Origin of the sequence: Pseudomonas khorasanensis, assembly GCF_014268505.2 — a bacterium.
GTDB classification, from domain to species: domain Bacteria; phylum Pseudomonadota; class Gammaproteobacteria; order Pseudomonadales; family Pseudomonadaceae; genus Aquipseudomonas; species Aquipseudomonas khorasanensis.
Genome location: NZ_JABWQP020000001.1, coordinates 1012213 through 1026734, shown reverse-complemented (window position 1 = coordinate 1026734; position 14522 = coordinate 1012213). Strand labels below are relative to the sequence as shown.

At 59.1% G+C, this 14522-nt stretch carries 13 protein-coding genes; 9 read left to right on the top strand and 4 right to left on the bottom strand.

The annotated features are described in order from the left end of the window. Positions 1-39: 39 nt before the first annotated feature. The 3 genes from fapD to fapF are packed head-to-tail and all read left to right on the top strand — an operon-like array spanning position 40 to position 2872. Complete coding sequence (gene fapD / locus HU727_RS04745; RefSeq protein ID WP_186528520.1) at positions 40-720, top strand: fibril amyloid maturation endopeptidase FapD; 681 nt, start codon at positions 40-42, stop codon at positions 718-720. A gap of 43 nt (positions 721-763) precedes the next feature. Further along, the gene (gene fapE, locus HU727_RS04740; RefSeq protein ID WP_186528518.1) at positions 764-1510 is read left to right on the top strand and encodes a fibril amyloid subunit FapE; all 747 of its coding nucleotides are present in this window, start codon (positions 764-766) and stop codon (positions 1508-1510) included. Between the two features lie 45 nt (positions 1511-1555). After that, the gene (gene fapF, locus HU727_RS04735; protein ID WP_186528516.1) at positions 1556-2872 is read left to right on the top strand and encodes a fibril amyloid transporter FapF; all 1317 of its coding nucleotides are present in this window, start codon (positions 1556-1558) and stop codon (positions 2870-2872) included. Between the two features lie 91 nt (positions 2873-2963). Here the strand turns inward: fapF and HU727_RS04730 are convergent, their stop codons facing one another. Further along, positions 2964-4289 (bottom strand): sigma-54 dependent transcriptional regulator, encoded by a 1326-nt coding sequence (locus tag HU727_RS04730; RefSeq protein WP_186528514.1) that lies wholly within the window; start codon positions 4287-4289, stop codon positions 2964-2966. A gap of 372 nt (positions 4290-4661) precedes the next feature. Here HU727_RS04730 and HU727_RS04725 point away from each other — a divergent pair, with 372 nt between their 5' ends. The 3 genes from HU727_RS04725 (at position 4662) to nhaB (ending at position 8101) form a co-directional block, all read left to right on the top strand. Continuing rightward, positions 4662-4928 carry a hypothetical protein gene (locus tag HU727_RS04725; RefSeq protein ID WP_186528508.1) on the top strand — a complete coding sequence of 89 codons (267 nt, stop codon included), beginning with the start codon at positions 4662-4664 and terminating at the stop codon, positions 4926-4928. A gap of 269 nt (positions 4929-5197) precedes the next feature. Further along, the gene (locus HU727_RS04720; protein WP_186528507.1) at positions 5198-6487 is read left to right on the top strand and encodes an NHL repeat-containing protein; all 1290 of its coding nucleotides are present in this window, start codon (positions 5198-5200) and stop codon (positions 6485-6487) included. Positions 6488-6598: 111 nt separating this feature from the next. Further along, the gene (gene nhaB / locus HU727_RS04715) at positions 6599-8101 is read left to right on the top strand and encodes a sodium/proton antiporter NhaB (RefSeq protein WP_186528506.1); all 1503 of its coding nucleotides are present in this window, start codon (positions 6599-6601) and stop codon (positions 8099-8101) included. Positions 8102-8201: 100 nt separating this feature from the next. On the opposite strand, the gene HU727_RS04710 is transcribed toward nhaB, so the two are convergent. The 3 genes from HU727_RS04710 to gnd are packed head-to-tail and all read right to left on the bottom strand — an operon-like array spanning position 8202 to position 11520. After that, positions 8202-9023, bottom strand: coding sequence for an HAD family hydrolase (locus HU727_RS04710; RefSeq protein WP_186528505.1), 822 nt, complete (start codon positions 9021-9023; stop codon positions 8202-8204). Beyond that, complete coding sequence (gene zwf / locus HU727_RS04705; protein ID WP_186528504.1) at positions 9020-10543, bottom strand: glucose-6-phosphate dehydrogenase; 1524 nt, start codon at positions 10541-10543, stop codon at positions 9020-9022. Before zwf ends, HU727_RS04710 begins: the two co-directional genes overlap by 4 nt. Beyond that, positions 10540-11520, bottom strand: a complete 981-nt coding sequence (gene gnd / locus HU727_RS04700) for a phosphogluconate dehydrogenase (NAD(+)-dependent, decarboxylating) (RefSeq protein WP_186528503.1) — start codon at positions 11518-11520, stop codon at positions 10540-10542. The genes zwf and gnd overlap by 4 nt, the downstream gene beginning before the upstream one ends. A 274-nt stretch (positions 11521-11794) precedes the next feature. On the opposite strand from gnd, the gene HU727_RS04695 reads away from it, so the two are divergent. The 3 genes from HU727_RS04695 (at position 11795) to HU727_RS04685 (ending at position 14339) form a co-directional block, all read left to right on the top strand. Further along, positions 11795-11977 (top strand): DUF6026 family protein, encoded by a 183-nt coding sequence (locus tag HU727_RS04695; protein ID WP_186528502.1) that lies wholly within the window; start codon positions 11795-11797, stop codon positions 11975-11977. A gap of 211 nt (positions 11978-12188) precedes the next feature. Then, positions 12189-13937: a phosphoethanolamine transferase CptA gene (locus HU727_RS04690; protein WP_186528501.1), complete on the top strand. Its 1749-nt coding sequence runs from the start codon at positions 12189-12191 to the stop codon at positions 13935-13937. Positions 13938-14129: 192 nt separating this feature from the next. Next, positions 14130-14339, top strand: a complete 210-nt coding sequence (locus tag HU727_RS04685; RefSeq protein WP_186528500.1) for a hypothetical protein — start codon at positions 14130-14132, stop codon at positions 14337-14339. Positions 14340-14522: the final 183 nt, after the last annotated feature.

Sequence of the window (14522 nt, the reverse complement as noted above, 5' to 3'; positions counted from 1 at the left end):
AACGGGGCTTTTCCTCGGTTCCACAAGGCGTGTTCGATCATGCGGATTCCTGCCCTCTTCGCTCTGCTTTGCGTATGCGGCCTGACTCAGGCGGCGCAAATGCCCGTGGCTGCCCTGCCGGGTGGCGTGCTGGTTTACAAGGACGTGCAAAGCCTGCGTGAGCGCAAGTTTGCCGACATCGTCGAACAGAAAACCGATTTCAGCTGCGGCGCTGCTGCACTGGCCACGGTTCTGCGCCAGGCCTATTGGCTCGACGTCGATGAGGAGCACATCATCAAAGGCATGCTGGTCAACGCTGACCAGGACCTGGTGCGAACCCAGGGTTTCTCCATGCTCGACATGAAGCGCTACGTAGAAAGCATCGGCATGCGTGCCCGAGGCTACCGGATCCCGCCCGAGAAACTCGAAGCGGTGACCATTCCGGTGGTGGTCCTGATGGACATTCGCGGCTACAAGCATTTCGTCGTGCTGCAGCGTTCGGACAAGAACTGGGTGTACATCGCAGACCCGGTACTCGGCCACAAACGCTACAAACATGACGACTTTGTCAAAGGTTGGAACGGTATTGTCTTTGCGATCGTTGGTCCCGGCTACGACAAGGTCAACGCCTTGCGCAGTCCGCCGGTGCCGCTGACGGCGAAAAACAAGCTTGACGGCTTCAACCCGGTCAAAGATGCGGAATTGATGGAATTCGGGTTCATTCAGAGCGACTTCTTTTAATCGCCGAGTTAGAGAATGGGACTGGATGTCCCGGGAGCAGCAGATGAAAAGCTCATACTGGCTGGCCGCCGCCTGCCTGGCAGCGAGTGCGTCAGGTTTTGCCCATGCCGGATTCAAACCCATCGAAATCAAGGACCAGGAGCTCGCCGAGCTGCGTGGTCGGTATGTCATGCCGGGGCGGATTATCAGCTTCGGCATTGTCATGAGCAGTACCTGGCGCAACGCCAGTGGCGACTTGATCGGGGCCGCGACCTCGATGCAGATTCAGGCTTCAACAGTCAAACCGGAATTTTACGTCTCTACGATCAAGGAGTCGGGCAACGGCGGTGCTCCTTCGCTGGGCACAGGCACCGTCATCGGAGGAGCCGGCCTCAACAGCACCCAGGGCGTGACGCAAAGCGTGCGCGCGGCGGGCGATGGCAACACCGCCAACAACAACGTGGCGATCAACGTCAGGGAAGCCAGCCAGGCCCCGGCACTCGTGCCGTCGCAAGGCCAGGCCCTCGTCGCCGGGCAGACCATTACTGGCAGCAACGGCGCCGGCAGCGTCGCGGTTTCGGCCAATGGCGGTGGCGTGCAGATGGCCATTCAGGCCAGCGGCAACCAAGGCACGGCACTGCAACAGGTCGCCCAGGGCGGGCTGCTGCAGAACACCCGTTTGCTGGGCAGCGCCAACGTCGTCAACAACCTCACTCAACTCAACGTCGTATTGAACAATAACGGCAGAAGCGCCGGTGCGCTGGATTGCAATCTGACCCAACTTGGGGCCCTACGCAATATCGGATATTGAACTACGCTGAGTCTCGATCATTGGGCTTAAAGGGACGGCTTATCCATGTATCGATCAGTATCACTGCGTGCTGCAGTGTGTTTGAGTACCCTTCTCCCGGCGGCCATGCTGCAAGCAGCACCCGACGCCGATGTAGAAGCCCTGAAACGGGAACTTCTGGAACTGAAACAACGATACGAAGTACAACAACAAGCGCTGGCGGTACTTGAACAACGGGTCCGCCAGGTAGAAGAACAACCCGCCGCCCCTCCGCCAAAACGGCTGGCCAAATCGCCGTCCGACATGAAAGGTAATCGCGTCGCCGCCGGAGCCGCCACAGGCACCGGTGCAGCCGCCGCATCGGGAGGCGCCGCCGGGGGCAGTGGCGCTTCTTACGGTCAATCGCTGGCCGACGATTCGCAACCGGCGCAAAGCGTCTCCAACTTGTATGACGAAGCCAGCGGCTTTTTTGGCGGCGGCAAATTCAGCGTCGAGACCGGCGTCACTTATTCGCGCTACGACACCCGCCAGTTGATCCTCAACGGTTTCCTTGCGCTGGATTCGATCTTTCTTGGCAACATCAACCTCGACCGGATCAAGGCTGACACCTGGACCTTCGACCTGACGGGCCGCTACAACTTCGACAACCGCTGGCAGTTCGACCTGAACGTCCCTGTTATCTATCGCGAGTCGACTTATCAGTCAGGCGGCGGCAACGAGGGTGCGGCCGGAGTCACTACCGAAGAAACCGTTACCAAGGATCCAACCCTTGGCGACGTCAACTTCGGTATCGCTTACAAGTTCCTCGATGAGTCGGTCAACACCCCTGACGCCGTTGTCACCTTGCGGGTCAAAGCGCCGACCGGCAAGGACCCATTCGGCATCAAGCTGCGCCCGACCGATGCCAACTCCAACCTGTTCGTCCCCGACACCTTGCCGACCGGCAACGGCGTCTGGTCGATCACGCCGGGTATCTCGCTGGTCAAGACCTTTGACCCGGCGGTGCTGTTCGGCAGCCTGTCCTACACCCACAACCTGGAGGAGTCGTTCGACGACATCAGTTCCACCATCAACCAGAAAACCCCGGGCAAGGTGCGCATCGGCGACAGCTTCCAGATCGGCGCCGGTATCGCTTTCGCGCTCAACGAGAAAATGAGTATGTCGTTCTCGGTGTCCGACCTGGTGCAACGCAAGAGCAAGCTGAAGCAGGACGGCGGGGATTGGGAATCGGTGGTGTCCAGCGACGCCAACGCCGGTTACTTCAACGTCGGCATGACCGTTGCGGCGACCGACAACTTGACGATTGTGCCCAACCTGTCGATCGGTCTGACCGATGATGCGCCGGACTTTTCGTTCAGTTTGAAATTCCCGTACTACTTCTAAGAGCAACAGCGAAAGATCGCAGCCTTCGGCAACTCCTGCAGGGATCAAATGCAGAAGCTGCCGAAGGCTGCGATCTTTTGTTTCTGAGCGCCTAGCGGATTTGATGCTTGTGCAGCAGCCGGTAGAAGGTCGGTCGGGACACCCCAAGAACTTTGGCCGCGACGCTCAGGTTATCACTGTGGCGGTTCAACACATCACACAGCGCCTGACGTTCCGCACGGGTCTTGTAGTCTTCCAGCGTGCCCATCGGCGCGGCAATCGAGTGCTGACTGATCAACCCCAGATCACGCGCCTCGATCTGCCGTCCCTCGGCCAGCACCAACCCGCGCCGCACCCGATTGGCCAGTTCACGCACGTTGCCTGGCCAGTCATGTTTGCCCATGGCAATCAGCGCGTCTTCGCTGAAGCTGCGTGGCCGGCGCCCGGTTTCATGGCTGTAAAAATGGGAGAAGTGGTTGGCCAGCATCGACAAATCGCCGTGGCGTTCACGCAGGGGCGCCGTCACGACTTGCAGCACGTTGAGCCGGTAGTAAAGGTCTTCACGAAAACGCTTTTTCTCGATCGCGGCTTCCAGATCCACATGCGTCGCCGCCAACACGCGCACATCCACCGGAATCGGTTGGCTGCCACCCACACGTTCTATGTGTTTTTCCTGAAGAAAGCGCAGCAGACTGGCTTGCAACTCCAGCGGCAGATCGCCGATTTCATCGAGAAACAACGTGCCGCCATTGGCAGCTTCAATTCGTCCGATCTTGCGCTGATGGGCGCCGGTAAACGCGCCTTTCTCATGGCCAAACAATTCGGACTGAATCAAATGCTCGGGTATCGCGCCGCAATTGATTGCCACAAACGGCTTGCTGTGACGCTGTGACTGACGGTGCAGCGTGCTAGCGACCAGCTCCTTGCCGGTGCCGCTTTCGCCGCGAATCAGCACTGGCGATTCGGTGGGTGCCAGTTTGCTGAGCAACTTGCGCAGCTCGCGGATTGGCTTGCTGTCCCCGAGCAATTCGTGCTCCGGCTGATCCACATGAATCGTGCCTTGGCCCCGCAGGCGCGCCATGCCGAAGGCGCGGCCAAGCGTGACCTGCACCCGCGAGACGTCAAAAGGCAAGGTGTGAAAATCGAAAAACCATTCGCAGACGAAGTCACCGACGTTCTGCAAACGCAGGACTTCCTGATTGAGCACGGCGATCCATTCGGTGCCGCTGCGGCTGATCAGCTCTTTGACGGCCTCGGGGCGTTCCAGATGAAACGGTTGCAAACGCAGCAAACCGACGTCGCAGGCTCGGTCGGCAGCGTTTTCCAGAGTACAGCTATCAACGTCCCACCCCACGGCACGCAGTCCGGGCAAAAGGCGGTGGCAGTCGTCACAGGGATCGACCACCAGTAAACGTCTCGACGCAGGCGCTTCGCTCATGACTGTTCCTTGGCGCCAAACTTAATAAATGATTGTAAAAACAGTCATTTGGCAGACCCGGTTGTAACACTAGCAAGATTTTGACGGGGGCTTGTATCGATTGCTTATAGAAGGGTTGCTAAAAGGGTTATAAGAATTTTAGTTGTTAGTTTGCTATCGACTATTTAGCGGTCTCTGCAACGAGAGGCCGTGACCAAGGCGAGCAGAAGGAGTATCGGCTTGAAAGTGCAGGGTTATTCAAAAGAAGTTGAAATTTATTTGTTTCAGTTGTGACCCACCCCCCGGTTGCGTGCATCAGTACAAGTAACCCGCCGCACGGTCAGCCCAACCGACGGCACATCACTTGATTGGGCACTATAGAGAGAAGAACCCATGACTGCCCCGCTCCGTATCAACGAAGCTCTTTTGATTGCCAACCGCGCCTTCGAGCCTTTCCAGTGCGTGGCCTGGGCGCCACAAGACGGCAATGGCGAACTGAGCCTGACCGTTATCGACCGCACCAATTCCCATATTGGTCGCAAGCAGATCCCGAGCAGTGCCTATTCCGACCCTGCCCAATTGGAACAACTGCTGCAACAAGCGCGTGCGCAGCTGAGCGAAGAAGGCTATCAGTTGCAGTCGTGGTCGATGCCACACTGATAACCCAATAAGGGGCGGATGATTTCGAATTCATCCGCCCCTTATTTGCATGAGCTGCCGACTCTGCGTGCGACTTCCTCCGGCTGGTTTCCCATAAATTACTTGGCACGCTTGCCACTGGTTCAAAAAGACACTGTTCTGGCACAGTACGACCCTCCATCTGTTAGTTCTCACAGTTGTAGTTATCGCGGTTCAGCGGTTGAATGTTTCGCTCGTGCAGTTAGCCTCCCAATCACTGGGTATCGGTCTACTCGCAAGGAGATGCGTGCATGTCTACCCAGAACGCTTATGCGTTGCCAACTGCGTGGAGTAATCCGGGTTCGCTCGATCCCGCATTCGCAATCGGCGGTGTTGCGCAGGTCTATTTCGCCGGGAGTCTGTCCAGCCTGACCGAGCATGTCGCCCTCGATGCGCAGGGACGGATTTTGGTCGCCGCCAAAGTCGGCACGGCCAAAGGCTGCCGTTTTGGCCTGGCACGACTGCTTACCGATGGCTCGGCCGATCTCTCCTTCGGCGATCAGGGCAGCGTAATCGGCGCCTTCATCGACGGCTTCGAAGCCAAGGCCGGCAAGGTCCAGGTGCTGCCCGATGGCAGGATTCTGCTGGCCGGCCTGCATTATGAAAACACTCATCGCACACTCCCCGCCCTCGCCCTCTTTGATGCCAAAGGTCAGCCAGACCCGTCCTTCGGTGAGCAGGGCTTTCAAGTAGTGCGGCTGCCGGGCGAGCTGTCCATGGGCACCCGCGACAGCTGGCTGCCACCGGGTGTACCCGGTGTCGAAGCCTGTGACGTGGCGGTGCAGGCCGATGGCCGCATTCTGCTGATCGCCAATCACCATTTCAGCCTCGCCGATCACGCTGGAATGCTGATTCGCCTCCAGCCCGATGGCCGCCTGGACGAGTCTTTCAACGGACGCGGGTTCGTGATGGTCCGCCACCTGCTGCTCAATACCTGGCTGAGCACCCTGCTGTTGAAAAACGACGGCCGAATTGTGGTGGCGGGCTCCATCGACTTTCCGCAACAAGGCCTGCTGGCGGTTTACCTGCCCGATGGCCGTCTGGACGAGCGCTTTGCCGTGGACGGATTCATGGCCTTCAAGGCCCACGGCAACAGCGCACAGGTCAGTCAGATCATTGAGTTCGACGACAGGCTCTTTTGTTTCGGCAGTAGCCGCGATCCGATCCGCTGTTTGACCGTTGTCTTGCACGCGAACGGCCGCCCGGATCTGCACTGTCACCATGGCCAGCCTCACGTGCTGGACATCGGTCCGAGCGGTTGCCAGTGGAATGCCGCCCAGCGCATGTCCGACGGTCGCATCATCGCTGTGGGCGCCACCATCGGCGGCGTTGAAGCAGACTTTATCGTCGCCCGGTATCAACTCGATGGCAGCCTGGACCGAGACTTCGGCCAAGGCCACGGCTGGCTGCGCACGCGTCTGGGGCGAAGCATCGATACCGCCAATTCGCTGGCCGTGCAAACTGACGGAGCCATTGTGGTGGGTGGTTATTCGCTGTTTGGCAGCTATCGGGCAATGGTTACCCGGTATCTCAATCGATAGGCTGGGTAACTCGATAATTTCGATGGCCAATGTGATGTTTAAGTTATCGACGGCTTGATCTTCCTCGACACATCCGGCAACTTTCGCGCTTCTTAATAAAAGGAGCAGCCGATGTCCGGTTCAATGGCCCAGGCGTTCGGGCACAACTTCCTCGGGCAATCGCCACGCTGGTACAAGGCGACCATCGTCGGTTTTCTGATTCTCAATGCCGTGGTGCTGTTCGCGGTCGGCCCGGTTGCCGCAGGCTGGCTGCTGGTGATCGAGTTCATTTTCACCCTGGCCATGGCGCTCAAGTGTTATCCATTGATGCCGGGCGGCTTGCTGCTGGTCGAAGCGCTGCTGTTGAAGATGACGACACCGCAAGCGCTCTACGATGAGTTGCTGCACAACTTTCCGGTGATCCTGCTGCTGATGTTCATGGTGGCCGGCATTTACTTCATGAAGGACCTGCTGCTGTTTCTGTTCTCGCGGCTGTTGTTGGGTGTGCGTTCCAAGGCTGTGTTGGCGCTGCTGTTCTGCTTCTTGTCGGCGTTTCTTTCGGCATTTCTCGATGCGCTGACCGTGACAGCGGTGATTATCAGTGCCGCCGTGGGTTTTTACTCGGTTTACCACCGGGTCGCTTCCGGCAACGATCCCCGTCAGGACAGCGAATTTACTGACGATCAGCACCTGCCAACGCTGCACCACGATGATCTGAATCAGTTCCGAGCCTTCCTTCGCAGCCTGTTGATGCACGGCGCAGTCGGCACGGCGCTGGGTGGCGTCTGCACCTTGGTCGGTGAGCCGCAGAACCTGTTGATCGGCCATGAGATGGGTTGGCATTTCGGCGAGTTCTTCCTGAAGGTCGCACCGGTGTCGCTGCCGGTGTTGGCGGCGGGGCTGGTGACGTGCGTGCTGTTGGAGAAACTGCGCTGGTTCGGGTACGGCACACTGCTGCCGGAAAATGTGCGTGCCGTACTGGCGAACTACGCCGCCGAAGACAATGCCGAGCGCACGCAGCGCCAGACGGCGGCACTGCTGGTGCAAGGTGCGGCGGCGCTGATACTGATCGGTTGCCTGGCGTTTCACCTGGCCGAAGTCGGCCTGATCGGTTTGATGGTCATTGTGCTGATCACCGCATTTACCGGCATCACCGACGAGCATCGTCTGGGCAGCGCTTTCAAGGATGCAATGCCGTTTACCGCGTTGCTGGTGGTGTTCTTTGCCGTGGTGGCAGTGATTCATGATCAGCAACTGTTCGCCCCGCTGATTCAATGGGTACTGGCCCTGCCGGTGGAGCAACAGCCAGGCATGTTGTTTATTGCCAACGGTCTGCTGTCAGCCATCAGTGACAACGTATTCGTCGCGACCATTTACATCACCGAAGTGAAGCAGGCGTTTCTCGCAGGTCACATGACCCGCGAGCATTTCGAGACATTGGCAATTGCGATCAACACAGGGACCAACCTGCCGAGCGTGGCGACGCCCAACGGTCAAGCCGCGTTCCTGTTCCTGCTGACTTCGGCAATTGCACCGCTGGTGCGCTTGTCGTATGGGCGGATGGTGTGGATGGCGTTGCCGTACACATTCGTGATGGGCTTGCTGGGCTGGTATGCGGTGAGTTACTGGCTCTAAAACGAGAGCTTTTGCAGGAGCTGCCGCAGGCTACGATGTTTCGTTGTTAAAACAATCAAAAGATCGCAGCCTGCGGCAGTTCCTGCATGTCCGCGGTGAGTCAGCGTGGGAGGATGTATTTCTCGATCGCCTGCGCCACACCGTCTTCGGTGTTTGGCGCGGTAACGACATCGGCCTGGCGCTTCACTGCGTCTTCTGCCTGCCCCATGGCAATCGACAAGCCAGCGCATTTGAACATCGCCGGGTCGTTACCACCGTCGCCGATGGCGGCGGTTTGTTCCAGCGCAACGCCGAGGTATTCGGCAATCGTTGCCAGCGCGGTGCCTTTATTGGCCTCCAGCGCAGTGACGTCGAGATACACTGGCTGCGAGCGCGACACTTGCGCCATGCCGTTGACCTTGGGCAACAATTGCGCCTCCAGTTCAATCAGCAGCTGAGTGTTGTTGCTGGTCGCGACGATCTTGTCGATCCGTTCCAGATAAGGCTCGAAGCTCTCGACCACCACCGGCGGATAGCCAAGGCCATGTTGCTCACGCGGCACCATGGGACCGTGCGGATCCTTGAGCAGCCAGTCGCCGCCGCTGAAGACCCATACCTCGACGTCGGGCTGATCGGCGAACAATGCCAGCGCGATCAACGCCGTGGTGGCCGGCAAATAATGCGCGGCCAACAAGCTGCCGTCAGGCTTGACGATGGTGCCGCCATTGAATGCCGCGGTCGGCAGATCAACGCCCAACGCTTCGATCTGCTGCAACATGGCTCTGGGCGGTCGGCCGGTGGCAAGGCTGAAGAGCACGCCCGCCTCTCGTAGCGAACGCACGGCATCGAGGGTGCGCTGGCTCAACGTGTGGTCGGGCAGCAGCAGCGTGCCGTCCATGTCACTGAGCAGAAAACGAATCGGTTGTTTCGGCAGGTCACTCATCCCAGACCATGCCAGACGCGGCCATCGCGAGTCAGTAAATCGTGGGCCGCCTGCGGGCCATCCTCGCCAGCGGCATAGGTCTGCACGCTCGCGTCCTGCTGCCAGGCGTCAAGAAATGGCTGCACCGCGCGCCAGCCGTTCTCGATGTTGTCGGCGCGCTGGAACAACGTCTGATCGCCGGTCAGGCAGTCGTAGATCAGCGTTTCATAGCCGGTCGATGGCTGCATCTCGAAGAAATCCTTGTAGGCAAAGCCCAGCTCGATGTTGGCCATGTTCAGCGCCGGCCCCGGCCGCTTGGCGAGCAGGTCGAACCACATGCCTTCGTTCGGTTGGATCTGGATTCGCAGATACGTTGGCTGCAACTCGTCGACTTCAGTGTCGCGGAACTGCGCATACGGCGCGGGCTTGAAGCAGATGACTATTTCGGTGTCGCGCACGCTCATGCGTTTGCCGGTGCGCAGATAGAACGGCACGCCGACCCAGCGCCAGTTGTCGATCATGACTTTCAGCGCCACGTAGGTTTCGGTGGTGCTGTCGGGCGACACATTGGCCTCTTCGCGATAACCGTTCAACGGCTGACCGTCGCGCTCGCCGGCGGTGTACTGGCCGCGAACCGAATTGGCCCGCGCCTCTTCGGTGGTCCATGGGCGGATCGCGCCGACCACCTTGGCCTTCTCGCCGCGCACCGCATCGGCGCCGAACGCGGCCGGCGGTTCCATGGCAACCATCGCCAGCAACTGAAACAGGTGGTTGGGAACCATGTCGCGCAAGGCACCGGTGTTTTCGTAAAAACTGCCACGCGTTTCGACGCCGACCGTTTCAGCGGCGGTGATTTGTACGTGGTCGATGTAGTGATTGTTCCAGAACGCCTCGAACAGTGCGTTGGAGAACCGGCTGACCAGAATGTTCTGCACGGTTTCCTTGCCCAGATAATGGTCGATCCGGTAGATCTGTTTCTCGGTCATGACCTTGAGCAGGCATGCGTTCAAGGCTTCGGCGGTGTGCAGGTCGGAGCCGAACGGCTTCTCGATCACCACCCTTCTGAACGCTTCGGGGGTTTCTTCCAGCAAACCGGCGCCGCCAAGACGGCGCACCACTTCGCTGAAGAAACGCGGCGCAGTGGCCAGATAGAACACTGCATTGCCGGTGCCGCTGTCGGCGATTTTCGCCGCCAGGGCTGAATAGGTGCTGTCGTCCAGGAAGTCACCCTGGACGTAGCTGATACCTCTGGCGAGCTTGGCCCACAAGGCCGGATCAAGCATCTGATCACCCTTGCCGACCTTCGCCGCCACTTCGGTACGGATGAAGTTTTCGAGTTTTTGCGCGAACGCCTCATCGGTAATTGCGTTGTGATCAACGCCAACGATCCGCAGATTGTCGTCAAGCAAGCCGTCGCGACTGAGGTTGTACAGCGCCGGCATCAGCAAGCGCTTGACCAGGTCGCCGTGGGCACCGAACAAAAACAGCGTGGTCGGTGGTGCGGGTTCTGCCTTGGATTTTCTGCGGATCGTACGGGTCATTTCCTGGCTGTCTCCACGTGGCCGCCGAAGCCGAAGCGTTGCGCGGACAGGATCTTGTCACCGAATGTGCCCTGGCCGCGCGAGCGGTAGCGCGAGAACAGCGAGTTGGACAGCACCGGCACCGGCACCGCTTGTTCCATGGCGGCTTCGATGGTCCATTGGCCTTCGCCACTGTCGGCCACCGAGCCGGAGAAACCGTCGAGTTTCGGGTCAGCGGCCAAGGCGTCGGCGGTGAGGTCGAGCAGCCAGGACGAGACGACGCTGCCACGGCGCCAGACTTCGGCGATGTCCGCTACGTTCAGGTCGAAACGCTGATCTTCCGGCAAACGCTCGCTGGATTTGGTCTTGAGGATGTCGAAGCCTTCGGCGAACGCAGCCATCATGCCGTACTCGATGCCGTTGTGAATCATCTTCACAAAGTGACCGGCACCGGCGGGACCGGCGTGGATGTAGCCGTGCTCGGCGCGGTGGTCATCGGATTTGCGATCCCGGGTGCGCGGGATGTCGCCCATGCCCGGGGCCAGTGCGGCGAACAGCGGATCGAGGCGCAGCACGGTTTCGGCGTCGCCGCCGATCATCATGCAATAACCGCGTTCCAGGCCCCAGACGCCGCCGGAGGTGCCGACGTCGATGTAGTGCAGGCCCTTCTCGTTCAGGGTTTTGGCCCGACGGATGTCATCCTTATAGTTGGTGTTGCCGCCGTCGATGATGGTATCGCCGGGTTCAAGCAAGGTGCTCAGGGTGTTGATGGTGTCTTCGGTCGGCGCGCCGGCCGGCAGCATGACCCAGACAGCGCGTGGCTTTTCCAGACCGGCAACCAGTGCAGGCAGATCGGCGACGCCGGTGGAGCCCTCGGCGACCAGGTTATCGATGAAAGCGGTATTGCGGTCGTAAACAACGGTGGTGTGACCGTTGAGCATCAGACGTCGCGCAATATTGCCGCCCATGCGGCCCAGTCCAATAATCCCGAGTTGCATGTGCTGATGCTCCTTACTACAAATAAATGTGTGTCATTGGTTATAGCCCAACGCGGTGATGGAGGTTAGTCCAGAGCGTTGCGATGAAGTTTCCGGGCATTGTGCCCGATCCAGACTGATAACGTCGTAAATCATGCCGAAGACACACCGACCATGAAAAATAAAAAAGTTCCCTTCCAGGGCAAAAGAAATCAAAATTGGCGCCGATAGTAAGTCAAGCACCTCGAAACGAGGAGTGACCTACAGTTGATGCACGCCATTTGCGAGGTGAGCAATGGGCACAGTACACACAGCAATGCCGCCACAAACCCTTTACGTCACTATCCGTCGCGATGAGCTGCGCCAGTTGAAAGACGAGCGCGACCAGTTGAAGCACGAATTGGCGCAACTGCGCGCTTTGACCCAAGGTTCCCAGCCGCAACCGCGTCCGGTTGTGCTGCGCGCACCCCACGCCTGATCCCCGCCTGCTCCGGGAACGACCACCGTCGTTCCCGACACGTTGCACCTCTGACCGCTAAAAAGCCCTATAACAGCGGCACTTAACGAAAATTTCACATTCGCTTGGGGATACTCCGCCCCATTCTGGCCGTACCTGCGCGTACGGCCTCTGTTCGTCGGTGTCATGGAAGCGTTCCGGCGTGGTTTTTATGATTGAGCTGGAGCGCTGAATGGCATTGTTCAAACGCAGCAAAACGACTGCGACTGGTTTCGATTGGGCCGGATTTCTCTGGCTGTTCGTTTTCTTCTGGTACTTCTCGGGTATCACCCAACTGCTGATCCAGCTGACCGGCACTTCCGGCTTCACCGGATTCCGTCAGGCGTTCGTGATGAGTGCGCTGTGGCTGGCGCCGATGCTGCTGTTCCCCAAGCAGACCCGCCTGCTCGCCGCCATCATCGGCGTGGTGCTGTGGGCCTGTTCGATGGCCAGCCTCGGTTACTTCTTCATCTATCAGCAGGAGTTTTCCCAGAGCGTCATCTTCATCATGTTCGAGTCGAACGTGTCTGAAGCCGGCGAGTACATGACCCAGTACTTCGCATGGTGGATGGTCCCGGCGTTCCTCGTCCATACCGCGTTCGCCTATTTCCTGTGGACACGCCTGCGCCCGGTGTACATGCCCCGTGGTCGCGCACTGGTGGCCGCGACAGCGATCGTGGTTGCCGTGGTCGGCTATCCGCTGGTCAAGCAAACCATGCGCATGGGCACCTTCGCCCAGGGGTTCGAGAAATTCGAAACCCGCATCGAGCCCGCAGTGCCGTGGCAGATGCTCGTGGCCTATCATCGCTATCAGGAAACCCTGGCCGACATGCAGGGCATGCTCGACAGTGCGAGCAAGATCCCGCCGTTGAAAAACCTCAAGGACGCCTCGGCCGGTCAGCCAGCGACCCTGGTGCTGGTGATCGGTGAATCGACCAACCGCCAGCGCATGAGCCTCTACGGTTATCCGCGCAATACCACGCCGGAACTGGACAAGCTCAAGGATCAGCTCGCGGTGTTTGACAACGTCATCACCCCGCGCCCTTACACCATCGAAGCGTTGCAGCAAGTACTGACCTTTGCCGATGAGCAGAATCCGGACCTGTACCTGTCCACGCCCTCGCTGGTCAGCGTGATGAAACAGGCGGGTTACAAGACCTTCTGGATCACCAACCAGCAGACCATGACCAAGCGCAACACCATGCTCACGACCTTCTCCGAACAGGCCGACGAGCAGGTGTACCTGAACAACAACCGCAACCAGAACGCCGCTCAGTACGATGGCGACGTCATCGAGCCGTTCAACAAGGCTCTGACTGATCCGGCAGAGCGCAAGCTGATCGTCGTGCATTTGCTCGGCACGCACATGAGCTACCAGTACCGTTATCCGCCGACCTTCGATAAGTTCCAGGACCGCCAGGGCATCCCGGCCGGTGTGCGCGATGATCAGGTGCCGACCTACAACAGCTACGACAACGCCGTGCTCTACAACGACTTCGTGGTTTCGAGCCTGATCAAGGACTACGCCAAGTCCGATCCGAACGGCTTTCTGCTCTACCTTTCCGACCACGGTGAAGACGTGTTCGACTCGGTCGGCCATAACACGCTGGGCCGGAACGAAAACAAGCCGACCGCGCCGATGTACACCATTCCGTTCATGGCCTGGGCCTCGCCGAAGTGGAAGGAGAATCACGACTGGAGCTTCGCTGGCGACCTCAGCCGCCCCTACAGCAGCTCGCAGTTCATCCACACCTGGGCGGACCTGGCCGGGTTGAGCTCGGATGAGCTGGATCGCAGCAAGAGCCTGGTCAGCGACAGCTTTGTGGCGCGACCACTGCTGATTGGCGATCCCTATCAAACTGCGAAACGGGCGTTGATCGATTTCAGTTTGATGAAGCCTAAATCGCCGGCCCCAGCGCCTGCGGAAGTGGCACACAAGTAAAAAGAAAAGGGCCGGAAACGGCCCTTTTTTGTGCCCGCTAGTCAGGTTGCTCTTCCCCAATACCTCCTCGCAACACCTCGCAACATCTGCACTGTTCGAATGTTAACCGAGCGTTAATGGGCGCCAGACAGACTCTGCGTCGAGATCAGCTTCACGGACGAACCGACTCCCACTTGTTCAGTCGGAGGCACCATGAAAACCACTACTCTCATCTTCACCACCCTGCTCGCCATCGGCTCCACCAGCGCCTTCGCTGAGGGCGGCGCTGAGCGCATGCGTTATTACTACGACAACTTCCCGGTCCAGCACGCGCAGAGCGAACGAACGTCTGACGCCGATGCGAAGGAAATTCGCGTTCCCGCTGACCAGACGGCGCAAGTCACCGAGTCTTATCGAGACTGAGCGTCTTTGAGCAACCGATGGACCTTCCGTGGCTCCGCTCTGGCCCGGGAGAAGACAGTTGAGGCGCCCTGTCTGGGGCGCCTTTTTTTTAGGTGGCGAGGGCTGTCAGGCCTCGAGCGCGCTGATTTGAAGATCAAGATCAAAGGATCGCAGCCTCGTTGCGCTCGTCAGCGCCTACAACTC